General features: G+C 40.6%; 25 protein-coding genes. 7 read left to right on the top strand and 18 right to left on the bottom strand.

What is annotated here, in order from left to right; genetic code table 11:
• The first annotated feature begins 21 nt into the window (after window positions 1-21).
• The 3 genes from ACWICE_RS18080 to ACWICE_RS18070 all read left to right on the top strand — a co-directional run bounded on the left by ACWICE_RS18080 (window position 22) and on the right by ACWICE_RS18070 (window position 3,142).
• Complete coding sequence (locus tag ACWICE_RS18080) at window positions 22-996, top strand: electron transfer flavoprotein subunit alpha/FixB family protein (protein ID WP_454298934.1); 975 nt, start codon at window positions 22-24, stop codon at window positions 994-996.
• Window positions 997-1,100: 104 nt separating this feature from the next.
• Window positions 1,101-1,754, top strand: coding sequence for a bifunctional nuclease family protein (locus ACWICE_RS18075; protein ID WP_093098894.1), 654 nt, complete (start codon window positions 1,101-1,103; stop codon window positions 1,752-1,754).
• Between the two features lie 32 nt (window positions 1,755-1,786).
• Complete coding sequence (locus tag ACWICE_RS18070; protein ID WP_454298933.1) at window positions 1,787-3,142, top strand: nucleoside permease; 1,356 nt, start codon at window positions 1,787-1,789, stop codon at window positions 3,140-3,142.
• 525 nt (window positions 3,143-3,667) lie between these two features.
• Here the strand turns inward: ACWICE_RS18070 and ACWICE_RS18065 are convergent.
• The gene (locus ACWICE_RS18065; RefSeq protein ID WP_185210501.1) at window positions 3,668-4,834 is read right to left on the bottom strand and encodes a hypothetical protein; all 1,167 of its coding nucleotides are present in this window, start codon (window positions 4,832-4,834) and stop codon (window positions 3,668-3,670) included.
• Window positions 4,835-4,904: 70 nt separating this feature from the next.
• Window positions 4,905-7,655 carry a TonB-dependent receptor domain-containing protein gene (locus tag ACWICE_RS18060; protein ID WP_454298932.1) on the bottom strand — a complete coding sequence of 917 codons (2,751 nt, stop codon included), beginning with the start codon at window positions 7,653-7,655 and terminating at the stop codon, window positions 4,905-4,907.
• A gap of 176 nt (window positions 7,656-7,831) precedes the next feature.
• On the opposite strand from ACWICE_RS18060, the gene ACWICE_RS18055 reads away from it, so the two are divergent.
• The 3 genes from ACWICE_RS18055 to ACWICE_RS18045 are packed head-to-tail and all read left to right on the top strand — an operon-like array spanning window position 7,832 to window position 10,405.
• Entirely contained in the window at window positions 7,832-8,479 is a 648-nt protein-coding gene (locus ACWICE_RS18055) for an ABC transporter ATP-binding protein (RefSeq protein WP_185210503.1), read from the top strand.
• 1 nt (window position 8,480) lies between these two features.
• Window positions 8,481-9,917, top strand: a complete 1,437-nt coding sequence (locus ACWICE_RS18050) for an ABC transporter permease (RefSeq protein ID WP_454298931.1) — start codon at window positions 8,481-8,483, stop codon at window positions 9,915-9,917.
• On the top strand, window positions 9,917-10,405 hold the full coding sequence (locus tag ACWICE_RS18045) for a hypothetical protein (protein WP_237219546.1): 489 nt from the start codon (window positions 9,917-9,919) through the stop codon (window positions 10,403-10,405). Before ACWICE_RS18050 ends, ACWICE_RS18045 begins: the two co-directional genes overlap by 1 nt.
• Here the strand turns inward: ACWICE_RS18045 and ACWICE_RS18040 are convergent.
• The 10 genes from ACWICE_RS18040 to ACWICE_RS17995 all read right to left on the bottom strand — a co-directional run bounded on the left by ACWICE_RS18040 (window position 10,402) and on the right by ACWICE_RS17995 (window position 20,076).
• Entirely contained in the window at window positions 10,402-11,121 is a 720-nt protein-coding gene (locus tag ACWICE_RS18040; protein WP_454298930.1) for a 16S rRNA (uracil(1498)-N(3))-methyltransferase, read from the bottom strand. The genes ACWICE_RS18045 and ACWICE_RS18040 overlap by 4 nt on opposite strands.
• Window positions 11,122-11,132: 11 nt before the next feature.
• A complete protein-coding gene (locus ACWICE_RS18035) occupies window positions 11,133-12,446 on the bottom strand; it encodes a hemolysin family protein (protein WP_185210506.1) in 1,314 nt (437 codons plus the stop codon).
• Window positions 12,436-13,053, bottom strand: coding sequence for an inorganic diphosphatase (locus tag ACWICE_RS18030; RefSeq protein WP_185210507.1), 618 nt, complete (start codon window positions 13,051-13,053; stop codon window positions 12,436-12,438). The genes ACWICE_RS18035 and ACWICE_RS18030 overlap by 11 nt, the downstream gene beginning before the upstream one ends.
• A gap of 8 nt (window positions 13,054-13,061) precedes the next feature.
• Complete coding sequence (locus ACWICE_RS18025; RefSeq protein ID WP_093098881.1) at window positions 13,062-13,604, bottom strand: inorganic diphosphatase; 543 nt, start codon at window positions 13,602-13,604, stop codon at window positions 13,062-13,064.
• A gap of 7 nt (window positions 13,605-13,611) precedes the next feature.
• Window positions 13,612-14,268 carry a DedA family protein gene (locus tag ACWICE_RS18020; protein ID WP_185210508.1) on the bottom strand — a complete coding sequence of 219 codons (657 nt, stop codon included), beginning with the start codon at window positions 14,266-14,268 and terminating at the stop codon, window positions 13,612-13,614.
• A 26-nt stretch (window positions 14,269-14,294) separates the two neighbouring features.
• Complete coding sequence (locus ACWICE_RS18015; RefSeq protein ID WP_185210509.1) at window positions 14,295-14,708, bottom strand: HIT family protein; 414 nt, start codon at window positions 14,706-14,708, stop codon at window positions 14,295-14,297.
• A 472-nt stretch (window positions 14,709-15,180) separates the two neighbouring features.
• Window positions 15,181-15,654, bottom strand: coding sequence for a transcription elongation factor GreA (greA, locus tag ACWICE_RS18010; protein ID WP_093098877.1), 474 nt, complete (start codon window positions 15,652-15,654; stop codon window positions 15,181-15,183).
• A 143-nt stretch (window positions 15,655-15,797) separates the two neighbouring features.
• Window positions 15,798-16,505, bottom strand: a complete 708-nt coding sequence (locus ACWICE_RS18005; RefSeq protein WP_093098875.1) for a response regulator transcription factor — start codon at window positions 16,503-16,505, stop codon at window positions 15,798-15,800.
• 13 nt (window positions 16,506-16,518) lie between these two features.
• Complete coding sequence (locus tag ACWICE_RS18000; RefSeq protein ID WP_214648497.1) at window positions 16,519-18,183, bottom strand: sensor histidine kinase; 1,665 nt, start codon at window positions 18,181-18,183, stop codon at window positions 16,519-16,521.
• Between the two features lie 6 nt (window positions 18,184-18,189).
• On the bottom strand, window positions 18,190-20,076 hold the full coding sequence (locus ACWICE_RS17995; protein ID WP_454298929.1) for a prolyl oligopeptidase family serine peptidase: 1,887 nt from the start codon (window positions 20,074-20,076) through the stop codon (window positions 18,190-18,192).
• A 97-nt stretch (window positions 20,077-20,173) separates the two neighbouring features.
• Between ACWICE_RS17995 and ACWICE_RS17990 the strand changes: the two genes are divergently transcribed.
• The gene (locus tag ACWICE_RS17990) at window positions 20,174-20,467 is read left to right on the top strand and encodes a DUF4286 family protein (protein WP_313259983.1); all 294 of its coding nucleotides are present in this window, start codon (window positions 20,174-20,176) and stop codon (window positions 20,465-20,467) included.
• On the opposite strand, the gene ACWICE_RS17985 is transcribed toward ACWICE_RS17990, so the two are convergent.
• The 6 genes from ACWICE_RS17985 to ACWICE_RS17960 form a co-directional block, all read right to left on the bottom strand.
• Window positions 20,464-20,811, bottom strand: coding sequence for a DUF983 domain-containing protein (locus ACWICE_RS17985; protein ID WP_254529781.1), 348 nt, complete (start codon window positions 20,809-20,811; stop codon window positions 20,464-20,466). The two genes, ACWICE_RS17990 and ACWICE_RS17985, sit on opposite strands and share 4 nt — an antisense overlap.
• 63 nt (window positions 20,812-20,874) lie before the next feature.
• Window positions 20,875-21,153 carry a hypothetical protein gene (locus ACWICE_RS17980; protein WP_185210516.1) on the bottom strand — a complete coding sequence of 93 codons (279 nt, stop codon included), beginning with the start codon at window positions 21,151-21,153 and terminating at the stop codon, window positions 20,875-20,877.
• Window positions 21,154-21,194: 41 nt separating this feature from the next.
• Window positions 21,195-21,896 carry an RluA family pseudouridine synthase gene (locus tag ACWICE_RS17975; RefSeq protein WP_185218231.1) on the bottom strand — a complete coding sequence of 234 codons (702 nt, stop codon included), beginning with the start codon at window positions 21,894-21,896 and terminating at the stop codon, window positions 21,195-21,197.
• 72 nt (window positions 21,897-21,968) lie between these two features.
• A complete protein-coding gene (locus ACWICE_RS17970; protein ID WP_454298928.1) occupies window positions 21,969-22,961 on the bottom strand; it encodes an MlaD family protein in 993 nt (330 codons plus the stop codon).
• Between the two features lie 8 nt (window positions 22,962-22,969).
• Window positions 22,970-23,746, bottom strand: coding sequence for an ABC transporter ATP-binding protein (locus tag ACWICE_RS17965; RefSeq protein ID WP_185210529.1), 777 nt, complete (start codon window positions 23,744-23,746; stop codon window positions 22,970-22,972).
• A gap of 6 nt (window positions 23,747-23,752) precedes the next feature.
• Window positions 23,753-24,511, bottom strand: a complete 759-nt coding sequence (locus tag ACWICE_RS17960) for an MlaE family ABC transporter permease (RefSeq protein ID WP_093098864.1) — start codon at window positions 24,509-24,511, stop codon at window positions 23,753-23,755.
• Window positions 24,512-24,795 lie beyond the last annotated feature (284 nt).

Genomic DNA, 24,795 nt, shown 5'->3' with positions numbered 1-24,795 from the left:
TGACCCCATTAAGAAATAATCATGGCAATTTTAGTATATATAGAAAATACAGAAGGTACATTAAAGAAGTCGGCATTTGAGGTCGCTTCTTATGCCAAAGCTATTGCTGACCAATTAGGCGATACTGTAACCGCCCTTTCCATTGGGAATGTGGACAGGTCAGAATTAGAAAAATTGGGCAAATACGGCGTATCCAAAGTTTTGGATGCCAACCAAGACAAGTTGAAGAACTTTGTGAACAAAGCATACGCATCCATTATAGCATCTGCTGCAAAGCAGGAAAATGCGAAGGTTGTTGTCCTTTCCAATTCATTTAGTGGAAAAGGATTGGGACCAAGGGTTGCCGCTAAACTAGATGCAGGTTTTGCTGATGGTGCGATCAACCTTCCTACCTTCAATGGTGAACAAATGGAAGTTAAAAAGACTGCATTCTCCAACAAAGCATTTGCAACCGAAGTGATCAGCTCAGCGGTCAAGGTGATTGCTGTCAACCCAAATGCTTTCGATTTGAAAGAAACAGGAGGATCAGCAGAGATCGTAGACTTTACACCTGATCTGAACGACCAAGATTTTAATGTTATGGTCAAAGAGATTGTCCGAGCAACGGATAAAATCTCCCTTCCGGAAGCAGAAATCGTGGTTTCCGCAGGCCGTGGTATGAAAGGACCAGAAAACTGGGGAATGATCGAGGAATTAGCCGATGTGCTTGGTGCTGCAACAGCCTGTTCAAAACCTGTTTCCGATGCCGGTTGGAGACCCCATTCAGAACACGTAGGACAAACAGGTATTGTGGTCAGCCCGAATCTCTATATCGCTATCGGTATTTCTGGAGCTATCCAGCATTTAGCGGGAGTAAGCTCATCAAAAAACATTGTTGTCATCAACAAAGACCCAGAAGCACCGTTCTTTAAAGTGGCGGATTATGGAATCGTAGGAGACGCCTTCGAAATCGTTCCAAAGCTGACGGAAGCTATCAAAAACTTAAAAAACAACTAGGAATAACTAAACAATGAACGAGTGGCCTTGCCTAAAAAAACGCAAGGTCACTTTTTTTTTGCTGTTAATATTCCCATCTTTGTAATCACGTTAACGTGTTATCGATGAAGAAAATCAAGTTAGATATTGTAGGCTTATCTTATAGCCAGACCCAGTCTGGAGCGTATGCCCTGGTTCTGGGAGAGGTAGGAGGTAACCGAAGACTACCTGTCATCATTGGCGGCTTTGAGGCGCAATCCATTGCCGTTGAAATTGAAAAAATGACCCCAAGCAGGCCCCTAACCCATGATCTATTCAAATCTTTCGCGGAAACCTTTAAGATAAAATTAGAAGAAGTCCTGATCTACAACCTGGTTGATGGAATCTTCTTTGCCAAATTGATCTGTACGGATGGAGAGCAGACTTCTGAAATCGATGCCCGTACTTCGGATGCCGTCGCACTTGCTGTACGCTTCGAATGTCCGATCTATACCTATGATTTTATCATGAATACAGCCGGAATCGTGATCGAAGGAAATGACTTTGCCTTTCTGGAAAACATCGAAAACGTAGGAAACTACAAACAATCGGACACTCCAACCGAGGAAAAAGAAAAAGAACAGGAAAGCGTTGAAAAAGAACCAGCAAAAAACAAACCATCACCTTACGCTTCCCTAACGCTGGAACAACTTGAAAAAACCCTGGAAAAAGCTATCGAAAACGAACAGTATGAGACGGCTGCCAAAATCAGGGACGAAATAGAAAAACGAAAATCTTAATTTCTACCTACAATAACTAATAGCAAAATACGATGTCTATTAAACTGAGGTTAACGATCATGAACTTCCTGCAATTCTTCGTCTGGGGAGCATGGTTGATTACTATAGCAAACTATTGGTTTGGGACTAAAAACTGGGGTGGTACCGAATTCGGAGCCATTTTCTCAACCATGGGCATTGCATCTTTATTTATGCCTACTCTGATGGGTATCATTGCCGACCGCTGGGTCAATGCCGAAAAAATTTATGTAGCCTTACACTTGCTTTACGCAGCCTGTCTGATCTATCTTGCCCAAGTGCAGGACCCTGGATCATTCTTTACGGTCATGTTGCTCAGTATGTGCTGCTACATGCCTACTTTAGCCCTGTCCACCTCCATTGCCTATACAGCACTCAACCAAGGCAATTACGACCTGATCAAGGCCTTCCCTCCCATCCGCGTATGGGGAACGGTTGGTTTTATCGCGGCCATGTGGATGACAAACTTGAGTGGAAGTAAAGCAACAGAGGGGCAATTCTATATTGCTGCCGGAGGTTCCATCCTATTAGGGCTCTATTCCTTGATCTACCTTCCTAAGTGTCCACCGCAAAGACATATACAAGAAAATGCAAGCTTTTCCCAGATCATGGGACTCGAGGCTTTCAAGCTCTTCGGAAACTTTAAGATGGCCATGTTCTTTATCTTCTCCATGTTCTTGGGTGCAGCCTTACAACTGACCAATGCATATGGCGATGTGTTCTTGGATGAATTCAAGTTCTATCCAAAATATGTAGATTCCTTTGTGGTGAAGTATTCCACCATTATCATGTCGATATCGCAGATCTCTGAAACCTTGTTTATCCTTGCCATTCCATTTTTCCTGAAAAGGTTTGGTATCAAACAGGTTATGTTGATCGCCATGGTGGCTTGGGTGCTTCGATTTGGACTATTCGCCTATGGAAACCCTTCCACTGGCCTATGGATGATCATTATGTCCTGTGTAGTCTATGGAATGGCCTTTGACTTTTTCAATATTTCAGGTTCCCTATTCGTGGAGACCAATACCAATAACAAGATCCGTTCATCAGCACAAGGATTGTTCATGATGATGACCAACGGATTTGGAGCCGTATTTGGCTCTTGGGTATCCGGATGGATCATTGATAGGTTCTACACCCTTTCGTTCAACGACAGCGCTTCTTTAGCCTCTTTCTTGGACACCACAGCCGACAATGGTTCCCTGCAAAAATTCATCAGCTCCAGAGGGGTGAATGTCAGCAATGGAATCTTTGATCAGGTCATTCACTTAAAGGACTGGCACCATATATGGATCGCCTTTGCCCTATATACCTTGGTAATAGCCATACTCTTTGCCATTTTGTTCAGACACAAACATGAGGTGAAGTAGTATTTAGTATAAAGTATTTAGTATTTAGACTTGATGATATAAGGCCTGACAGATGCTGTCAGGCTTTTCTGTTTGTATACATATTTTGGGAAGGATAGCATAGGTATAAAGTAGGCGAATACGGGTCAAATGTCATAAAAATCTCTGATCATCTCATTTTTGTCATGATAATCTAATCCATCTGTTAAAAGATGTTAAGAGCTGGTATGCGATATACAATCGGCATATGCTTTGCGTTATAGATAGTACAAACAGAGTAAAAAAGAGTAAAGAGTAAAAATTTCATAATTTAGGTTAATAATTGGTTAGTTAAAAATCCTGAGGTTCCCCGCCCCAGGATTTTTTTATTGGATAAATCACTAACCGATATCAACTTACCCCAATTAAGCTTGATACCTATATAGCGATATATTGGCCATAATCTTGGTCTATCCTCCCATCCTTTCCATCCTGGTTCAAACCCACAAAAAAAGACCGCCATGAAGGCGGTCCTTTGTATTTGATAAACTATTTAGTACTATGTTCTTAGAATTGGAATTTAGTCCAAGCAAAAGCATTTACATCAGCACCTTTGGAAGCATCTTTAGTTAACAATGCATTTACAGGATTAACGATTTTCGCTTTGTCTAAACCATTAGCTGGATCAAAGTTGTAGCTAATTGAAGTTTCTGGGTTAGCGCCATCTGTATCGATCAATACATAAGGAGTAGTTCCAGGACCAAATTTAACGAATGCGTTAGTGATAGTCGCTTTAGCACCTCTTCTGATTTTGAAAACCTCTTTGTTCATTACCAATGAAACTTTACCATCTTGTCCTTTGATATCAGCTGCATTGACAACGATAGTCATTCCATTTACCTTGAAATTTGATTGGTTAACGTGAGTTGGGTTTTTACCGTCAAAGTTTCCATCAGCTTCGATACCTCTTGGATCCTCAGTAGCATCAGAGTAACCTTTCATACGGATACCGTAAGCGTTTGTGATTGTACCGCTATAACCTTCAGTAAAGTCAAACATATCATCTGAACAGTTCTCAACCAAAATGTTTGTAGCATTTACTGTACCTCCGAAGAATTCGATTGCATCATCAGCTCCATATCTTAAGTGAAGGTTAGAAAGTTTTGTACCATTACCAACACCGTTCAATGTTAAACCATTGTGCTCTTTGTTTGAGTCCATACGAGCACCGGTATATTCGATCTTCACGTAGTTAAGTACACCTGAGTTGTCAGCTGGATTGTCACCACCATATTTTACAGTTGCATCCATCTCTGTAGTGTTTTGTGTCACTACACCTGCAGGACCTGAAAGAGGAGCTTTACCATTGATGATTACTCCACCCCAGTCACCTTCTTTTGGTGTAGCTGAAGCTGATGTAAACACAACTGGTTTTTCTGCTGTTCCTTCTGCAACGATTTTACCTCCTGGTTTTACCAACAAGAATACACTCGTTCCACCGCTCTTCGCTTTGATAGTAGTCCCAGCAGGGATCTCTAAAGTAGCGCCAGACTCAACGTACAATGCACCAGTTAAATTGTAAGTAACGTTCGCATCTAATTTTGTGTTCTTGTCAATCTTACCAATTAGATCCTGCTCACTTTTTGGAGTCGTTGGAGTTGGCACATTGGTGTCTGTACATGCTGTAAAAGCTAAAGCACTTGCTGCTAAAATCGAAAATAATTTTGTCTTCATAATCTTTTTATTTCTACACAAAGGAACCGTTAACAGTTAACCTTTCTGTTAGGTGAAAATTAATTTATTGTTAAAACTTATAAGAAATTCCTAGGTTAAAATCTACCCCTCTTTTGTACTGCTCAATCAGCACTTTTGGCGAGTCCCCACCAATCTCACGCGACAATTCCCTGTTCGGGTTCAAGATGTTCTCAATCTTTAAATTAACGCCAATACGCTTCTTAATCATCGCCTGAGTAACAAAATCTAAAGATGGAATACCTTTCTCCATGATGTTCTTGTACCCTGATGTACCATAGGAGAAAATACGATCCGAGAAATAGTTGAATACAACAGAAGGCGTCAAATCCACGTTAGCAAAAGCTAATTTATAGGTTAAGTCTGCGTTAACTAGCAATGGAGATGCTCCTTCCATTTGGTCAGACTCTTTATTGAAGGATCTTCCTTCCAGACTTAACTTCTGGTCCGAATGCAGATAAGAAACATTCAAGCCTCCTGACAATACGTTTTCTCCGTTGGCACCTGAAGATTTGATCAAATCTTTCTTCAATTCCAATTCCGCACCGAATACGACCGCATCCTTACCGATGTTATAGAAACTCAATGTACTTCCTGATGAACCAGATTCAACCTTCGCAATTGGGTTTTTGATATTCTTGTAGAATAGACCAAGGGATACCAATTCTGAATTGCTAGGATAAAACTCCCATTTGAAATCTGCATTGATGCTCTCCGATGGATTCAATGCCGGGTTACCTTGGGTGAAGTTATTATTACCTCTATATCTTACCGGCGCTAACTCAATAAACTGGGGAACGGTATAGGTTTTGGAACCTGAAGCTCTCAAGAACATATTTTCTGTCAAGGAATATTTCAAATTCAAACTTGGCAAGAAATAGTTCTTGTTGATTTTATTATAGTTAGAGGTTGAATAATCCGGTAGGTTGGTTTGATAACTTACAGATTGGAAAACATTGTCCAAACGCAAGCCCAATACTGCCGTAAATTCAGGGGTAAACTGGTAGATTGCTGAAGCAATACCACTTTGGGTCCTTCTGCTACCTTTATAGTAGAAAGGGTTCAAGTTGCTTACATCTCCATCTCCACCTCTATTGGTTACCAAATCAAAATACTTTCTGTAACCTTCAGCACCAATGATAGCCTCGATATTGTTTAAATCTAATGGAGGCGCAGCAACGGCTCTTAATTGATGGTTGAATTCCCACCAATTGAAATTTCTGTTCACAAAGTTCCCGGTATAACCGAATGAGATCTTTCTTTCCAGACCTGATTCGTTATCTAGGTTATAGTTGAGGATCGCTTTTCCTATATAGCCGGTTTCATCCATGTCCCCAAAGTATCTTTCATTCTCTCCAGCACTGTTTCTGGAAAGGTTAGTACCTGTGGCTTCCTTGGTTACCGCTCTGTTAATTCTACGATCTGGCTCATTGCCGATCACATTATTCATGGCCAAACCTAAGTCTGCAGACCATTTTTCATTCAAGAATAGTTTGGACAATAATTGATTGACAAAAACATGGTTATCATTCACCTGTTGTCTTCTCATGTCAACTACGTCAGTCTTGGCATCTCCCACATTCTCTTCAAATCCATGGAAATCACTTAAGTCCTGTCTTTGGTCATGGATATACAGGGAGTTAAAGCTCACATTGCTATTTCCCCAAGTGTACCTTAGGTTCAACATACCGGTTTGGGAAACGGTATATTCATTTCTCACGAAATCTTGGTTCAAGATCAAACGACCTTGGTCATCAGACTGCTGGATCTTTCCATTTGCATAACGGTATTTGGAATCCATACTGGCTGTGAAGAAAATGCTCAATGGATTGTTTCCAATCAATACCCTTTTATTTCCCAACAATTTGAAGTTTGAATTGAAAAGGGATCCTTGAGTATTAGGATTCCAGCTATTACCAAAATTATAGGTATCAAAACTGGTCATTTTTGGTTTTGAACCGCCAGGAAGGCTTCCAAACCAATTTGTTCCGTCAATTCTCCTGAAATTATCTGCACCAACCGTTTGCGAGTTAACTCCTCCGCCAACATTGATTTCAAAACTGTTTCCGGTAGCTTCCTTTGTAAAGATATCAACGTTTGCACCAGTCACATCTCCAGCAATATTCGAGTTGAAAGTCTTGTTTACATTAATGCTTTGGATCACATCTGAACTGAAGAAATCTAAAGAGATATTTTTATTCAATGGATCTTCCGAAGGTAATGGCAATCCGTTTAGGGAAGAAGAGTTGTAACGGTCGCCCAACCCGCGTACAAATACGTTCTTTACACCTTCTTGTCTCGATACACCCGCCATTTTAGTCAATGCTGCTCTTGCATCGCTAACCCCTTTTCTAGATAGCTCCTGTGCACCGATGGATTCTACCATCAGGTTGGATTTCTTTCTTTCTTCCAATAAGGCTAATTCTGTAAATTTTTCACGGCGTCTGGTCACCACCACTTCTTCGATCACCGCATCTGCATTTTTCAGCGCAAAGGACACAAACTCAGTGTCGCTAGACTGTAGCGTAAAGTTCATTTCTTGGGCGTCGTACCCCATTAGAGTCGCACGAATCAGATATTCTGCGGATTTATCGCTAGGTAAGGGGATAAAGAATTCACCTTTGTCATTCGTTGTTGTGCCCAACTGGGAGTTCGCAATTGTTACTGTAACACCTGCCAAAGGTTGGTAGGACTCCACGTCCACAACCGTCCCTTTTACTCCAAATGGTGCTTGCTGGGCATAGCTCATCATCACGCCGAAGCAAACAACCAACAATAAAAATACTCGTTTAATACAATTCATACAATGTTAATATTATGTTGCAAAAGTATAATCGCATTGTTACGTGAATATTAATACTCTATTATGTTAATATTAGTCTCTAGTTAATTAATTGTTAAGACACCTATCGGTCAAATTGTTACCCTTTAGATTGGGTTTAGCCAACAATTAGTGTTATTTTGCAACAAAGTTTTATTATGAGCGATTTTGTATTAAAAACCTCCAATTTATCTTATCAATACCCTAAAGGTCCCACACTTTCTTTCCAAGATCTGCTGCTGGCCGATCAGCAACACACCTTGGTCTTAGGGGACTCAGGATCCGGAAAATCAACGCTATTGAACCTCATTGCAGGTTTTTCTTCTCCAACTACGGGAGAGGTCATCATCAATGGCCAAAATCTCTATCAGCTTTCAGGAAGTGATCTGGATAAATTCAGGGCACAGAACCTGGGATTTATTTTTCAGGAAGCTCATCTGCTCAAAAATCTCTCTGTAACAGAAAATATCAAACTGGCCCAAAGCCTTGCCGGACTTGCCGTGGATGAACAGGCCATTAAATCGCTATTGGAAAAACTGCAACTTGGCGGTTTTGGAAACAGGAGACCCAATGAGCTGAGCCGCGGTCAGGTACAGCGTGTCGCGATCGCCAGGGCTTTGATCAACAAGCCTTCGCTGCTGATCGCTGACGAACCTACAGCAGCCCTAGATGACAAGAACACCTTTCTGGTGGTGGAACTCATCAAGGGACTGGCCAAAGAACAAGGAAGCACCCTTTTGATCTCTACCCATGACAAAAGGTTAAAAGATGAATTTACTAACAACTATATACTAGCTGCGCAATAAGATGAATACATTACAATTAGTCTGGAAAAACATATCACAACAATGGGGCTCCACGCTGTTAAGTATCATCCTAACCGCATTCGGAGTAGCTATCTTGGTGAGTATCTATATTACCAGTGACACTTTTGAAAAACAACTGGACAGCAATAGCAAACAGGTTGACCTCGTTGTTGGTGCCAAAGGGAGCCCGTTACAATTGATCCTGAGCGCCCTGTACCATGTGGACAACCCTACTGGGAATATTAAACTGGCAGAAGCTGAAAAGCTGATGGATAACCCATTCATTGAAAAAGCTGTACCCATTTCATTGGGAGATAACTTCAAAGGCCACCGTATCGTTGGTACTGACACCAGCTTCATGGGCTTATACGAACTTCAATTGGCCGATGGTCAATTATGGAACAAAAGTTATGAGGTAGTCATAGGCAGCGAAACCGCCCGTAAAAACAAATTGAAATTAGGGGATAAGGTACACGGCGCACATGGTCTTGCCGAAAATGCCCATGTACACGAAGAACACCCCTTTACAGTTGTCGGAATCCTGAAACCGTCGGGTTCTATCGTAGACAACCTGCTATTGACCAATTTAGAAAGTGTCTGGGATATCCATGGCATCGGTCACGAAGACCATGACCATGAGCACGATCATGCTGCTGAAGCCCACGATCATGACCATGCAGACCATGACCATGACGATCACGGGCATGAACATACAGCTACAGAGCCACATCAACATGATGAACATGCACACGACCATGCAGATCACGAACATGAAGAGGTCGTAGCGGAAAAACCTAGCCCCCTTGCTCAAGCAACTACGGATAGCCTAGTGACAGAACGCCCTAGGTCGGATGTATTCGTAAAGAGCATCGCTGATGATATCGTTCAGGACAAAGGATTGGAGATAACGGCCCTATTGGTCAAATTCAGCTCACCTGCTGCCATTGGTGTGGTCCCTAAGTTGGTCAACCAATCCACAAGCATGCAGGCAGCATCCCCAGCATTGGAAACAGCAAGATTGTTTTCTCTAATGGGTGTAGGCATCGATTCCCTTGAAATCTTGGCCTATGTCATCATGATCATCGCTGGACTGAGCGTATTTATCAGTCTTTATAATGCGCTTAAAGACAGAAAATATGACCTTGCCATCATGAGAACCTTAGGGGCAAGTAAGATTAAACTATTCACCATGTTGATTGTCGAAGGATTGGTAATAACATTCATTGGTGGTATTGTCGGATTGTTCATTGGTCATATCGGCCTGTACCTGATCAGTACCCAGACCAGTCAGAGTGCAGACTTTATCCAGGCATTCCAGATATATAGTAAAGAATGGTTAATTTTGCTTACGGCTTGTTTAATTGGGGTGATCGCATCCCTTATCCCAGCAGTAAAAGCATACAACACAACAATTTCTACCATTTTAGGTAATAAGTAATGATGAGAAAGTTAATATTTACAGTATTCGTATTGATGATGACAGTGAGCTTTTCTAAAGCTCAAATCGGAAACTATAGCAATGAAACGCAAGTTCCAGATCATACTCCTATGATGAACGGTACTTGGGAAGCCATTGACAAGATGATGTACAAGGTGTCTACCGTGGGTAACAAAAAAGTGTATACCCCGACCTACCCACCTGCATTGAAGAAATTAGAGAACACCGTGGTTGATCTTCCAGGTTACATGGTACCCTTAGTGAGTGGCCGAAACCACAGCACCTATATGCTTTCGGTATTGCCGATCACCCAGTGTCAGTTCTGTGGTACCAATGGTATTCCCCCAATGGTGGAGATCTTTATGAAAAAAGGTACGGTGAAGTTTACGGATGAGCCGATCAAGATCAAAGGAAAGATGAAGTTCAATCCTGAACCCTTGAAAGGTAATGCGGAAATTCAGATCGTGGATGCTGAACTCGTGAACTAACGGTTCAGTAAAGCAATTTCTGTACAAGCATACAAAGCAGCCGTTTCTGTGCGAAGTCTGGCCTCCCCAAGAGATACCGGAATAAATCCTGCAGAAATGGCTTTTTCTATTTCAGCGGGTGAGAAATCCCCCTCAGGGCCGATCAAGACCAAATACCGTTGACCCTTTTCAAATTCCTGATTTAAGTATTTCTTTTCAGCGTCTTCCTCACAATGGGCAATAGCCTTGTTCAGGTCTTTTTCTGATTCAATCTTGCTCAGGAAGGCATCAAAACCTATAGCTTCATTTAGAAGGGGCATATAAGCCTTTAGGGACTGTTTCATCGCCGAGACGATGACTTTGTTCAGACGCTCGGTTTTGACCTCCTTACGCTCGGAATGCTCGCTGATGATGGGCGTAATTTCCTGGATTCCGATCTCGGTCGCCTTTTCCAAGAACCATTCGATACGATCGATGTTCTTGGTCGGTGCCACTGCAATATGTAAATGGTAATCCGGTTTTTGGAATTCAGGAGTATAATTTTGGATGCGCAGCTGCGTCCTTTTGGGATGTGCATCCGCTATCTCAGCTACATAGAAACCACCTACCCCATCAATCAACTGAACCTGGTCGCCCACGTTCAATCGCAATACACGCACGGCATGCTTGCTTTCTTCCTCAGAAAGTTGAAATAAGCTTTGATCGGGCTTTAAATCCGCTGTATAGAATAAATGCACAATATTATGGATTATTCTTCGTCCTCATCGTTTGGAGTTTCGACAAGGTCCAATTTTACAAATTCAATGTTTTGTTGCGTCTTCTTGATGATGGTAAAACGGTAACCCAATTGTTCCGTACTATCGCCAACATCTGGGATCTTTTCAAAGAGATGTGAAACCAAACCAGCTATCGTATCATAATCTGAACTTTCAGGCAGTTCCAATGGCAAATATCCATTGGCATCATGTACACTGGCACCAGCATCCACCATAAATTCCGTTTCCGAAATCTGCTCAACTACTGGAGTTTCCTCATCATACTCATCCTGGATCTCCCCTACCAATTCTTCCACGATATCTTCCAGCGTTACCATACCAGCCGTTCCTCCAAATTCATCTAGGACAAAAGCAATCTGGATCCGCTTCAATTGGAACTCCGTCATCAGGTCGTTGATCTTTTTGGTTTCAGGAATAAAATATGGCTTACGCATGATGTTCTTCAATACCACATCCTTACCCTTAACAATAAGTGGTAAGATATCTTTGGTATGGACAACACCAATGATCTGGTCAATATTGTCATCATAGATCGGAATACGGGAATAGCCCTCTTCCGTTACGGTATTGATGAACTCCTCTGCCGTATCATCCTTGTCTACTGCTACGATCTTGGTTCGGGGCACCATAATGTTCTTGACGATGCGCTCATTGAAATCGAAGACATTCTTGATCAATTCATGTTCTGCATTGTTCAAGGCACCACTCTCCTTTCCTTTCTCCAATAGATATTGAAGTTCTTCGGATGAATGGCTGGCTTCATGGGCACTCACCTGGATACCGATCAATTTCAACAAGAAATTGGCGAAACCATTCAACAACCAAATGATAGGACGGAAGACGTAATAAAAGAATTGAAGCGGCACTGCCACTTTCATGGTCGTTGCTACAGGTTTTTGGATCGCAATGGACTTAGGTGCCAACTCTCCAAAAACAATATGTAAAAAAGTAATGATACTGAACGCAAGGACATGGCCTAGGTTCGTCGCTAATTTACCGGTAAGTTCAACGTTGAAAAATCCGAAGATCTGGTGTACGATTTGCGTCATTACGGCCTCACCCACCCAACCTAAGGCTAGGGAAGCCAAGGTAATACCCAATTGGGTAGCCGCAAGGTAACCGTCCAAATGATCGGTAATGCTCTTGGCCATCTTGGCAACTTTACTGCCCGATTTGGCCTGGAGCTCTATCTGAGAGGCTCGAACCTTCACAATAGCGAATTCAGCTGCAACGAAAAAACCATTTGCCAGCACTAAAAAGATAGTCCAAAAAATATCAATTGCCATGATTTAGGTTTTTATTAGCGAATTCTTTCTTGTACAATTCTAAACTCTCTAATATAACATTTTGAGCGATAGCTCTTCCACTTATTTTGTTAATAATAACTTTTTTTCCTTCTAGGTTTTTATACTCCAGAAAAAACTGCACGATTTCTTTCATAGTGTGCGGCGGAAGCTCCGAGATATCATTGATATAGTTATAGGCCATATCGTTTTTCGCTACGGCGATAACCTTATCATCCTGATCTCCAGAGTCCGTCATGCTCATCACACCGATTACTTTTGCATCCACGAGGGATGCAGGAACAAGATCCACTGAACATAACACAAGTATATCCAGTGGATCTTTGTCGCCACAGTAACTTTGTGGAATAAATCCATAGTTGCTCGGGTATACCATTGAAGAATGCAATACCCTATCCAACTTGATCATTCCAGAAGCTTTATCAATTTCATATTTGCCACGGCTGCCTTTGGGGATTTCAATTACTGCTGTAACAGTATTTGGGACATCCTTCCCAGGGGAAACCTGATGCCATGGGTGCTGCTCCTGTCCTAGCCCAACAAGGCTTGAAAACAACAAGAACAGCGACAATAAAATTGAGAGGTCCATGAAAATGGTTACTTAGTCCTAATTTCTTTATTGTAAAGTTCGATACTTTCCATGATGATGTTCTGTGCATAGGCACGACCATAAAGATTCTCGATGGTCACATTCTTGCCCTCAAGGGTTTTATAATCTTGGAAGAAACGAACGATTTCCTTCATCGTGTGAGGAGGAAGTTCAGATAGGTCGTTAATGTAGTTTACCGACATATCGTGTTTCGCAACGGCAATGATTTTGTCGTCTTGTTCACCATTGTCGATCATGTGCATCACACCTACAACTTTCGCTTCGATCATACACATCGGGTAAACATCAACTGAGCATAAAACTAAAATATCCAAAGGATCCTTATCATCGCAATATGTCTGCGGAATGAATCCGTAGTTAGCCGGATACATCACAGAAGAAAACAATACACGGTCTAATTTGATCAAACCACTGTCTTTGTCGATTTCATATTTCGCTTTAGAACCTTTAGGAATTTCGATAATGGCATTTACGGAGTTAGGCAAGTCCTCACCAGGAGACACTTGATGCCAAGGATGTTGTGTACTCATTAAATAATTACTGTTTGTTTATTTCGTTTTTCGTTTTTCTATTCTTAAGCCACTTTTTCAGGAGTGCAATCGCGATAGGTAGGAATGCGATGACGATCAAGGCTACGATGATATATTCAACATAGTCGATGATCCATGGGAATTCTATACCTAAATAATAGCCTGTCAGGGTCAATAAAGACACCCACAACAGCGCTCCCAGCACATTGAACAGCACGAACTTCCTGAAGTTCAGCTGTACTACACCTGCAAAGATGGGTGCAAATGTACGAATAATAGGTACAAATCGTCCAATTATTAATGCTGTTCCACCATATTTCTGGAAAAACTCCTCGGCCATGATCACATATTTCCGTTTGAAAAGTATGGAATCTTTCCGTTTAAAGAGCATGGGACCCGTTCGATGCCCAAACCAATAGCCCGCAAAATTACCGAGTATCCCGGCCGATAAAATCCCGAAATACAATGTAACAATGTCCACATCGATTTTATCCAGCGCACAAAACAGCCCCGCTAAAAACAACAAATAATCCCCTGGGAGAAAAAATCCAAAGAAGAGACCGGTTTCGGCAAAAACTATAAGACAAACGATGTAGAAACCACCGTGACTTAAAAGATATTCAGCATCTAGCAATTGTTGAAAAGACAACAAGTATTCTTGCATAGTAAATTATATTTCCCGCTATCGGATTAAGCTGGGTTTGTTATCGTTGAAATTGCATCCCGAATCTGGTCAGCAATCGTGTTCATGGTGTCTTCCGAAAGCTTCAGCTTTGGTTTTTCAAAGTTCATATCATGCACATGGTTCAATGGAATCAAATGAATATGCGCATGTGCTACTTCTAGACCAACTACCGCTACACCAACTTTTTGACATGGAAATGCCTGCTTGATGCCTTGGGCAACAATCTTGGCAAAAACCCACATCCCCATATATTCCTCATCGTTGATGTCAAAGATATAGTCTGTTTCTTTCTTCGGGATGACTAAAACATGTCCTTCAGTTAGTGGATTTACATCTAAAAAAGCTAAGTAATCATTGCTCTCAGCAACTTTATAAGCAGGAATCTCTCCTGCAACGATTTTAGCGAATATGGTTGACATAAACTATAGTTCAATTTCGTGAGTAACAAAGATAATAATTTTGTGCACATATGAACAGACATTCAGCCCCCTAGAAGCATAAGATTTAACTTCAATGTGACATTTATTGATTTCTTAACAATAAAATAATGACAAATAGGATTTATTACCGGTTTCATCACCCTAAATTACCCCTGTTTGTCGAAGTCATTATTCTATCAAAATCCCCAGCCAATTTTTCTGCATAGTAAGTTTAATGGCTACATCAGCTTACCCTCATTCGAGACATATATTGAAAATTCCGAATATGCCTCGAATAAGAGTAAAGCCATTCTCGAAGCAACTGCCAAAACTCAAATGGATAATAATCTGAATTAAAGGTTAGAAAAAACGCTACGTGGAACCTTGGAGCAAAAAAAAGCCCCGAAATATCGGGGCTGTAAATTGTAAGAAAAGTGCGGTTATGGCATCACCGCACATAACCTCTATTTCATTATCTTGAAATCTCCAGAACTTCTAGTTCAAGTTGTCCTGCTGGAACTTCTACCGTTGCGATATCGCCAACCTGCAGTCCTAATAGACCCTGCGCAATCGGTGATTTAACGGATATCTTTCCTGCCTTCAGATCAGCTTCTGTTTCAGAAACCAATTGGTAAGACATGACTGCTCCATTTTTCTTATTCTTTATCTTTACGTAAGACAGTGCCAATACCTTTGAGGTATCTAGACTCGACTCATCGATAATCCTTGCTGATGCCAAAACTTCTTCTAGTTTCGCAATCTTAGCTTCATGAAGTCCTTGAGCTTCTTTCGCGGCATCGTATTCTGCATTCTCGGAAAGGTCTCCTTTATCTCTTGCTTCAGCAATCGCTTTAGCGATGTTGGAACGACCTTCTGTTTTTAGATATTGAAGCTCTTCTCTAAGCTTAGTTAATCCTTCTTCTGTGTAATAAGTTACTTCTGCCATAATATGTACCTTTTACCCTCTTTTTATAGTTTTCTAATATTTTAATAAACAAAAAAAAGACAAGACCACACTATCCGCTAATAGGACAACATGGTCTTGCTCTTCTGACGAAGTTATATAATTAAATTTAATAAAACAAATATCTAACTTACATCATCAGTTTCTTCATTGATGAATCTATAGCCCAATCCTCGAACGGTTTGCAAGTAATGAGGCTTGTCAGGATTGGTTTCGATTTTCTTTCTTAAGCGAACAACGTGCATGTCCAAAGTACGGGTATTCACGTTGGAACTATAGCCCCATACCACCTCCATCAATTCTTCGCGGGTGATGTCTCTACCTTTGTTCTGTAAGAAGTGCAAGAGGATTCGGTTTTCAAGGATTGTAAGTTCGATTTTCTTGCCATCCCTGATCAGTGAATGTACATTGGGGTGATGTTCGGTATCACCGAAATGGTAAACCTCGTTCTGGGTTTTAGGCACAAAAAAGCGTACTTTATTCTCGATCATGGCCACTAAAACATCCATATTGAATGGTTTGGTGATATAATCGGTCACGCCGTAGCTATATGCATCAATTTTATCGATATCTTGGGATTTGGCAGTCATCATAATAATGATGTTCTCAAATCCAGACTTTCTTACGGACTCACATACATCTATCCCTTCTTTACCTGGCAGCATCCAATCCAATAGAACGATATCTGGCTTTTGGTCTAAGATGATTTTCTCAGCTTCCAAGCCATCACTGCATTGAATTACTTGAAAATTTTCGGTCTGTAGACGGTGACTAACCAAGAACCTTAAGTTATCATCATCCTCTACAACGGCAATAGTTATATCTTTATTCATAGTATTCTAAACATTATTTAGGAAAAGTCAAAGTAAAGGTCGTTCCCTCTCCTTCCACACTACTGACTTTGATCTCTCCACCCATAAATTCGGTAATCTCTTTACAAAATGCCAATCCAAGCCCAACACTCCCACCTTGATTGAACTGATTCTTTACTCTATAAAATTTCTTGAATATGTTTTTAAGTTCATTTCTGTTTATCCCAATTCCTTTATCACTAAACTTCATGATAAAGTGCTTTTTAGATTGTTGTACACTAATATCAATAAATTTTCTTGAAACTTCTGAATATTTGTACGCATTATCAATTAAATTCTGGAACACGGAATTCAATAAAACCGGATCTGTATGCATTTTGCTGTCCACATCGATGTGATAGCTCAGGTTCAGATCAGGATATTTAATCCGTGTACCCGCAAATACTTCCTCGCAAAAACTGTTCAAATCAATGTATTCTCCTTTAAATTTTAATGATTTATTTTCTATCTGCGTGAAAGACAGCAACTTATTCATCAAATTATTTAACTTATCAGCTTCCTGATCTAGGATCTTTCCGTACATCGCGCGCTCTTGATCACTTATCTTCTCAGCACTCCGGATATTGTTACCCGCTATCTTGATCACACTGACCGGCGTTTTAAACTCATGGGTCAGGTTATTGATAAAATCATACTGCAATTGGAACAACCTACTATTAATGGAGATATTCCTATAAATCAAATAAATAATCAATAACAAAATTAAATATAATAGGGAAACGCCCAACACTACAGGAAAAAATCTTCTATTGATCTCTCCTCTCAAAAAATGTTCTGAGGAATCAAATTGCAGTTTATAGTCGGATAATGCACCTGGCAACGGCATATCTGTGGAAAGAAAGGCTTTTTCTTCCATCACATTAGGGTCAGCTATGGCCTTGATCCGAATGGTTTCATACAACCTCTTTTGGTTATTGACTATTTTTATCTTCTGAGGATTAACCTTATAGACGAATAAATCTTGGTCAAACGCTACAGGCGCCGTCATTGCCGTCGTATCATCCATCATGGACTTATAGGCGCGAAGGGTATTGACCCGTGGGATGTTCAGATAGGTTATTTTTCCCGGAACCGTATTATAGAAGATCCGATAGATATCATTTTCGCTCAAGGAAGTAGAATCATCCAGGACATCCAAGAAGTTCACCATTTTAATGGCCATGCTGTTGAAGTCATCGGCATTAGGTCTGTTATCTACCGAAGAAAGGCTGGCCTTGATCAATTTATTTTCCTTGTCCAATTTATAGGAAAAGATCGATCGGGGATAAATCAGGAGGTTTTGAAAGCGTACACCGCGAACGGTGGGGTTCTGATTGGTGAACAGTACGTCATAAAACACCAATTCGTCAACGAATGGATTCTTTCGCAAGACCTTTTCAGAATAATTGCTGGCATGTGTGGAATCGAGGTACCCCTGATAATTGGATACTTCGGAAATATCGTTATTGAAAAAGCTATTAAAGGGTTTTAGGGTCGCATCAAAGACATCGACCTTTCTGTTATAAAACTCAGATTCTACAAAGTTGGACATCATTGTCCTGGCCAAGAAAACTGAGATGATATACAGGACTGTCAAAAAAGCCAAAAAGGCGATCAACAACCCAATGTTTTTCCGGTATTTACTTGCTCTTTTCACCATGTGTGATTACTTCAGGTACACTGCAAGAAACTTCTCTATCTCCTGATAATATTCTACGATATTCTCTTCGTTCCTAAATCTTTTGCCTTCTTCTTTCTTAAAGATATAACGCACTGGAACTTCATTGCCCTTCAATTTACCAACAAATTGATTAGCATCGGTTACCGAACTGTATTTATCTTTTCCACCTTGGAAAAATAGGATAGGGATTCGAACCTTATCAGCATGGAAAATTGGGGAAATCGCTTGAAACAATTCTGGTTCAGTCTCTGGATTTCCAATGATTCTATAGAATAACTGTACGTAATGTTTTAGGTGAGGGGGAATTTCCCTGAAATAAGTGAATAGGTTGCTATATCCCGATGAGGATATGGCACATTTATAAAGGGAAGGATTAAATGCAGCAGCATACAGGGCAGAATAACCGCCGAAACCGGTGCCCATAATGGCAATCTTATCCTTATCGGCTATCCCCTGATGGATCAACCAAGCGACACCATCCGTAATATCAGATTGGATCTTACCGCCCCATTCCTTGAAACCTGAGGTCCAAAAGTCCTTACCATAGCCCACTGAACCACGATAGTTCACCTGGAACACGGTGTAGCCACGATTGGCAAGGAACTGAACTTCCGGATCAAACCCCCATTCTGATCTTCTGTTAGGACCATCATGGACCAATACCACAACAGGGCTGTTCTTTCTTTTATTTTTAGGATACGTAATATAGGCATGTATATTCTTATTGTCCCGAGACAGGAATTCCACTTCCTCCATCGGATTGAACTCCAAATCCTTGAGTTTAGGATTCTCTTCGTTCAACAGTTGGATATCATCCTTTTTCTGATTGTAATAATAGGTTTCTCCAGGATGGATATCGCTATACACACGTACGACAAATCCAGTTAAGCTGCTGTCGCTATCCAAGAAACCGATTTCGGAACCTTTGAATTTCTTTTTCAGCTTTTTATAGACCTGCTCATATTTTTCGTTGAAGATGTTCTTTTTGAACTTATCGATGAAGGAAGTCGCATACAGCATTTCCTGTAGGTTGGCAGAATAGCCCTCTACGCCAAGGTCACCAAGTTTGTTCTCATAGATATTTCGGATTTCTTTGCCATTTTCGGCATCAAACTCCACCAAAGCCATCTTATCTCGGTTCTGATTAGAAAGCGCATAGACATTTTTATCGGAATCCTTTACAAAGCCAAGGGGTACAAAAATGGTTTCGAAATCATTCTTCATGACCTCTTTGAAAGGCTGTCCTTCATGCTTTCGGTACAATAATGACTCCTGTACACTATCACTGGTCAATGCCATCCTTACCACTCCATCAGGAGCTCCGATCCAGCTCACCACATTTCCTGGGTTATGCTGCACCAATTGGGGCTTTCTACCGTCTAGGTAAATCCTATACAGGTCAAACAGCGAGGAATCACGTAAGTTCATCCCAGCCATTAGGCTATTGTCTTTCTCAACAATGGGATAGACCCAGCGCAATCTTGATTTTTCAGGTGAAAATAGAGCTTTTCTTTTTTCGGTCTTCACATCAATCTGGAACATCCTCAAACTATCCGTTGGAGATTGCGTATTGGAAAAGACAATGCGTTTGTTGTCAAGCCAGAAAAAGCTTTGGACATTCAGGTTGACCTGATAAGTAAGTTGTTTGGAAGAATCGGGTTCTTCGAGGTCGAGAATGAAGATATTTTTGCAATGGTCATGCACCCCCAGATAAGCTACCTTGCTTCCATCGGGAGACAGTTTAAAAGAGGTCCTTTCTGGCTTAACGAAAAAGTCCTCTATTGGCACATGTAACTGACCGCCCTGCTCTTGCTTACATGAAACCAAAACCATCATCATAAGTAGAACAGAGAACAAGTAATTTAAATTCATTCTATTTTTTTAGCCTCTAATCAAATATTATAAAAAAATACCGTAAAGTTCCTTTTGCAACCTTAATTTTACAGCTTCAATCAAGCTATAGATATCTATGTTTTTATACAACGTTTCGATCATCATTGAAGATTCCATTCATCAGGAAGTCATTACTTGGACCAAAGGTCTATTGAATGAGCATCCTGGATTTGCCATTAAACTACTCAAAATGCTCCATTCTCCACACGAAGGGCAAACCTATTGCCTTCAGGTGGTATTAAACAATGAAGAAGATATTGAGAGAATTAGAGAGCAGGTTATTCAGAGGCTTCAGGAATATATTAGCACGCATCATGTAGAAAAGGCTTTTCTGTTTGATAGTATCATGCAATACATCCCCCATAATTAGCCCTTTAGGTTTGCACTATTTTTTGGGTCCCCGTATAATTTGGGGTCGAAGGATACCTTCGGCGAAAGATAGTGCAATAAAACCAAACGTGAATAACGATAATTGAAAGGTGCGAAAATAACGATCGCACTGAAAAGGACAATGATATAGGTCCAAGGAGACTCACTGCCCGTTAAGTAAGCCGTAATTAAGGCTAACATTAACACCTCGCCTACGGAAAAAGCATAGCTAACATACATGGCAGCATAGAAATAGCCGGGTTCTATCTCGAATTTAAATCCACAGTGCGGACAAAACTCGTGCATTTTTTGTTTAGATAGACCATAGGCTGATCCACTATACATGTTTCCCGTTCTACACTTCGGGCACTTACTTTGGCAAACAGCTTGAAATTTAGAGATCATTCCTTATTCTTCCACCTGTTTAACCATATTCAATGAATTGGCTGAGCCGGTATTCCTGAATTTCTTATACCAAAGGAACCCTACACCAGCAGCAATCATAAATGGCATTGCTAATAAAAACAAAATCCCATCATTTAGGCCCTTACCTTGGGTATTACCTTCCTGTGTGCTGTTTTCAGCATTCAATGTACACATAGCACATTGTGCTGAACCTGCAGTAGGAACAGCCAACAGTGTAATACTTAGCAAACTAGCAATTAGACCTATTCTGAACTTTTGCATGAAACTCATATTGCAAAGTTAACGTTATTATCCCAATTTTCTTATATGTTTCCCTTAATCAGGACATTAAATTTCTCCCAGAAGCCATCTTCCGGCAAAGGAGCCTTAATGATCATTTGCTCATCTTTGATGGGATGTACGAAACTCAAGGACCTGGAATGCAAACAAATGGTCCTTCTATGGCTACCACGTTGATATCCATATTTATTGTCTCCTACGATGGGACAGCCCATATATGCGAGTTGGCTTCGGATCTGATGGGTACGGCCCGTCAATGGGTTGACTTTTAGCAAATAATAACCATCTAGGGTACCTACGACCTCATAATTAAGCTCGGCATAACTTCCATTCTTAACCTCGCGGTCATAAGCTTTGGTGACCATCTTTTTTCGATCACGCAGCAACCAATTTTTCAGGGTCCCTTTTGGATGTGGCGGCTTTTCACGAACCAAAGCAAGGTAGGTTTTTTCCACCTTGCGATCATGGAAAAGACGGTTCATGCGATCTAATCCTTTACTGGTTTTCGCAAAAAGGATCATTCCACTCACTGGCCTATCCAAACGATGGATAACCCCTAGAAAAGCTTCGTTTGGTTTATTGTATTTCTTAGCCAAAAACTGCTTGACCATATCCTCCATGGAAGTATCTCCAGATACATCTACCTGAACGATATCACCTCCACGTTTATTGATGGCGATAAAATGATTGTCCTCGAAAAGAACATCTTTCTCTGTAATTCCCATATCCATTATCAAATATAAAAAGCGTCTTTAGCAGACGCTTTTCTATACTTTTTTGACGATCAAATTCTTTAATTATTTAATTGAATCCTGAGCTGCCTCTGCTTCTTCCTTCGCTTTTTTCTTAAAGAAACCTCTTAACAGGAAGTTGCTCTGCAATGCTTCCATGTTTTCATCCAATTTCTCTGTGCTCAAATTAAGGTTTCTAAGGATCTGTTTGATTTCATTAGCTGCTTCAGGGTCATTGGTCAACACACCAATGGCGTTATCCTTGTCATTTAAGCGTTCTGAGGTTTTATTTAAGTTTGCCATCAAAGCAGTCGCTGTTTGGGTCACCCCTTGCAATTGTGCTGCTGATTCTCTCAGACTTGCAAACACTGCTGTATCCGTAGATAGCTCATGGATCAGGCCTTGGTTGCTGTTTAGCTTTTTGGTCAATTCCACCAAATTATTGACAGCATGATTGGCCTGCGACATGGTACCATTCAATGAAGTAACAGATTGCCTTAAATTATTGGCAATTGTTTCATCGGTCATCATGGCGCCCACCGCACCTTTTCCTTCGAGCATATTCTTGGAAAGCGCAGCAAAGTTTTTAGTGATCTCCACCAGGTTTTCATTGTTGACCTGCAGGGTTGCCAACATGGCATCCATACCTCCAGAAACACCGGACTTGATTTCATCACCATTCTCAATCTGAGGAAAAGTTTCTGTACCGCCCACAAGACTGATAATAGCATTACCGATCAAACCATCGGAACTCAATGTAGCGATGACGTCTTTACGGATAAATTTGCTGGATTTCTCTTCAACGTTCATGACCACACGAACATTCTCCACACTTTCAAAGCTAATTTCTTTGATAATCCCTACCTTAACACCTGAAAACCAAACGTTATTTCCAACTTTCAAGCCTTTAACATCTTTAAAGTAAGTCGTCACGGTCAGGTTTTTAGAGAATTTGTTCTGTTGTGTTCCAATGACCAAAATCCCTGCAACCAAAATGATTAATCCGATGAAGGTAAACAATCCTACTATTATTGATCGTTTTCTCTCTGATGTTGCCATATATCTTGCTATACTATAAAATTATAATCATAAAAAGGTTTCACTCTCTCATCATCCGTATCAAAGATTTCAGAGAATTTACCTACTCGTTCAAATTTGCCATCCAAAAGCATGGCTACCCTATCGCCTACCATTTTTGCACAAGCCAAATCGTGTGTAATGATAATGGAAGAGGTTTTATATCGTTCTTGGACCTCATTGATCAAGGTATTGATATCCAAACAGGTCAAGGGGTCCAATCCGGCTGTTGGCTCATCATACATCATGATATCAGGTCTTAAGATCAGGGTGCGAGCGATACCGATACGTTTTCTCTGACCTCCGGAAAGCTCTGATGGCATTTGATTGATCGTCCTTAAAAGGCCTACTCCATCTAATACATCTTCGACTTCACGGTCAATTTCTGCTCTAGTTAGGTTTCTTTTATTTCTAACCAAGGGAAACTCTAGATTTTCACGCACGGTCATACTATCATAGAGCGCACTGTTTTGGAAGGAGAACCCAATTTTCAAACGCAGATCTCTCAATTCCTTCTCGTTCAATTGGTTTACCACTTCGCCCAACACGGTAATATCACCTTTATCTGGCTTTAATAAACCGGAAATCAGTTTAATCAAAACTGATTTACCAGTACCAGACCTCCCTAGCACCACCAAGTTCTCGCCATTATAGAGTTGCAGGTCAACGTTTCTCAAGACATGTAAATCCCCAAAGGACTTACTTACCCCTTGCACATTGATCACTACATCGTCGTAATTAATATTTACTGGCTTTTTCTGTTCCATAATCCATTATCCCATTAAAGCTAGAACTTGAACGATCAAGAGTTCCTCGATGAACACTATAAACATGGATGCCACAACGGCACTGTTTGCTGCTTTACCCACACCCTCGGTACCTTTTGAAGAATAATAACCTACATAGGTACTAACAAAACCAATGGTAAAACCGAAAACAATGGCGCGGAATACCATGGCGAAAATATCTTTAGGAGCGATAGCTTCAAATACCTGGGTAATAAAGCTTAGAATACTCAACTGATCTTTGGAAATAATACTCAAATAACCACCTGCTAATCCAATTCCGGCAACATAAAAACAGAGGACAGGAATCATAAAAGTTGTGGCCAATATTCGACTCACAATCAGGAACTTGAACGGATTGGTACCTGATACCTCCATGGCATCGATCTGCTCGGTAACATTCATGGAGCTTAATTCTGCACCTATCTGCGACCCTACCTTACCGGATGCAATAAGCGCAGTAACCAATGGGGCCAAGGCCCTTACGATAGCGATGGAAATTAAGGCTGGCAACCATGAGGCGGCACCAAATTCCTCCAGGGAAGGTCGAGATTGTTTTGTAAAAACAAATCCTACAATAAAACCCGTTAAACTTATTAATGGAAATGATTTCCACCCAATTTCATAACATTGTCTAATGATCTCTTTAAACTCGTAAGGTGGACTTACCACTTCGCGAAAAAAACGCATCAGGAAGCGGTGAATCTTCGCAAACTCTAGTAATAAGGACTCAATTTTTTTAGCCATTAACTATGTGATTAACGTGTTTTTCCAATTGCTAATTCGGAAATATTTTGTGGCAAATGTACAAAATTTCTTAATATCCATTCGGAAAGTCTATCCAATATTAGCAGAAACATCAGTAAGAGCAAAAAAGTTTGACAAAATAATTATACAATTAAACCTTTTCTTAAAAGTGGCGGTCATACCTACAAATTATCACATCTGTCCTAAATAAATTTTTGAGCGTATAAAATTTACCTTCTTCTATTAATTAGGAAAGCTTTTGTTAAAAAATCAAATTATATCCT

Source organism: Sphingobacterium sp. NPDC055346 (assembly GCF_053645235.1).
This window is presented reverse-complemented; position numbering and strand designations above follow the sequence as displayed.

Bases quoted from the DNA above. Each gene is read 5' to 3' on its own strand.
- ACWICE_RS18055 (WP_185210503.1), top strand. From the start codon at position 7,832: ATGAGCGATTTTGTATTAAAAACCTCCAATTTATCTTATCAATACCCT.
- ACWICE_RS17970 (WP_454298928.1), bottom strand. From the start codon at position 22,961: ATGGCAACATCAGAGAGAAAACGATCAATAATAGTAGGATTGTTTACC.
- ACWICE_RS18015 (WP_185210509.1), bottom strand. From the start codon at position 14,708: ATGTCAACCATATTCGCTAAAATCGTTGCAGGAGAGATTCCTGCTTAT.
- ACWICE_RS17975 (WP_185218231.1), bottom strand. From the start codon at position 21,896: ATGGGAATTACAGAGAAAGATGTTCTTTTCGAGGACAATCATTTTATC.
- ACWICE_RS18020 (WP_185210508.1), bottom strand. From the start codon at position 14,268: ATGCAAGAATACTTGTTGTCTTTTCAACAATTGCTAGATGCTGAATAT.
- greA (WP_093098877.1), bottom strand. From the start codon at position 15,654: ATGGCAGAAGTAACTTATTACACAGAAGAAGGATTAACTAAGCTTAGA.
- ACWICE_RS18030 (WP_185210507.1), bottom strand. From the start codon at position 13,053: ATGGACCTCTCAATTTTATTGTCGCTGTTCTTGTTGTTTTCAAGCCTT.
- ACWICE_RS18035 (WP_185210506.1), bottom strand. From the start codon at position 12,446: ATGGCAATTGATATTTTTTGGACTATCTTTTTAGTGCTGGCAAATGGT.
- ACWICE_RS17995 (WP_454298929.1), bottom strand. From the start codon at position 20,076: ATGAATTTAAATTACTTGTTCTCTGTTCTACTTATGATGATGGTTTTG.
- ACWICE_RS18060 (WP_454298932.1), bottom strand. From the start codon at position 7,655: ATGAATTGTATTAAACGAGTATTTTTATTGTTGGTTGTTTGCTTCGGC.
- ACWICE_RS17980 (WP_185210516.1), bottom strand. From the start codon at position 21,153: ATGCAAAAGTTCAGAATAGGTCTAATTGCTAGTTTGCTAAGTATTACA.
- ACWICE_RS18075 (WP_093098894.1), top strand. From the start codon at position 1,101: ATGAAGAAAATCAAGTTAGATATTGTAGGCTTATCTTATAGCCAGACC.
- ACWICE_RS18050 (WP_454298931.1), top strand. From the start codon at position 8,481: ATGAATACATTACAATTAGTCTGGAAAAACATATCACAACAATGGGGC.
- ACWICE_RS18000 (WP_214648497.1), bottom strand. From the start codon at position 18,183: ATGGTGAAAAGAGCAAGTAAATACCGGAAAAACATTGGGTTGTTGATC.
- ACWICE_RS17960 (WP_093098864.1), bottom strand. From the start codon at position 24,511: ATGGCTAAAAAAATTGAGTCCTTATTACTAGAGTTTGCGAAGATTCAC.
- ACWICE_RS17985 (WP_254529781.1), bottom strand. From the start codon at position 20,811: ATGTATAGTGGATCAGCCTATGGTCTATCTAAACAAAAAATGCACGAG.
- ACWICE_RS18025 (WP_093098881.1), bottom strand. From the start codon at position 13,604: ATGAGTACACAACATCCTTGGCATCAAGTGTCTCCTGGTGAGGACTTG.
- ACWICE_RS17965 (WP_185210529.1), bottom strand. From the start codon at position 23,746: ATGGAACAGAAAAAGCCAGTAAATATTAATTACGACGATGTAGTGATC.
- ACWICE_RS17990 (WP_313259983.1), top strand. From the start codon at position 20,174: ATGTTTTTATACAACGTTTCGATCATCATTGAAGATTCCATTCATCAG.
- ACWICE_RS18080 (WP_454298934.1), top strand. From the start codon at position 22: ATGGCAATTTTAGTATATATAGAAAATACAGAAGGTACATTAAAGAAG.
- ACWICE_RS18005 (WP_093098875.1), bottom strand. From the start codon at position 16,505: ATGAATAAAGATATAACTATTGCCGTTGTAGAGGATGATGATAACTTA.
- ACWICE_RS18065 (WP_185210501.1), bottom strand. From the start codon at position 4,834: ATGAAGACAAAATTATTTTCGATTTTAGCAGCAAGTGCTTTAGCTTTT.
- ACWICE_RS18070 (WP_454298933.1), top strand. From the start codon at position 1,787: ATGTCTATTAAACTGAGGTTAACGATCATGAACTTCCTGCAATTCTTC.
- ACWICE_RS18045 (WP_237219546.1), top strand. From the start codon at position 9,917: ATGATGAGAAAGTTAATATTTACAGTATTCGTATTGATGATGACAGTG.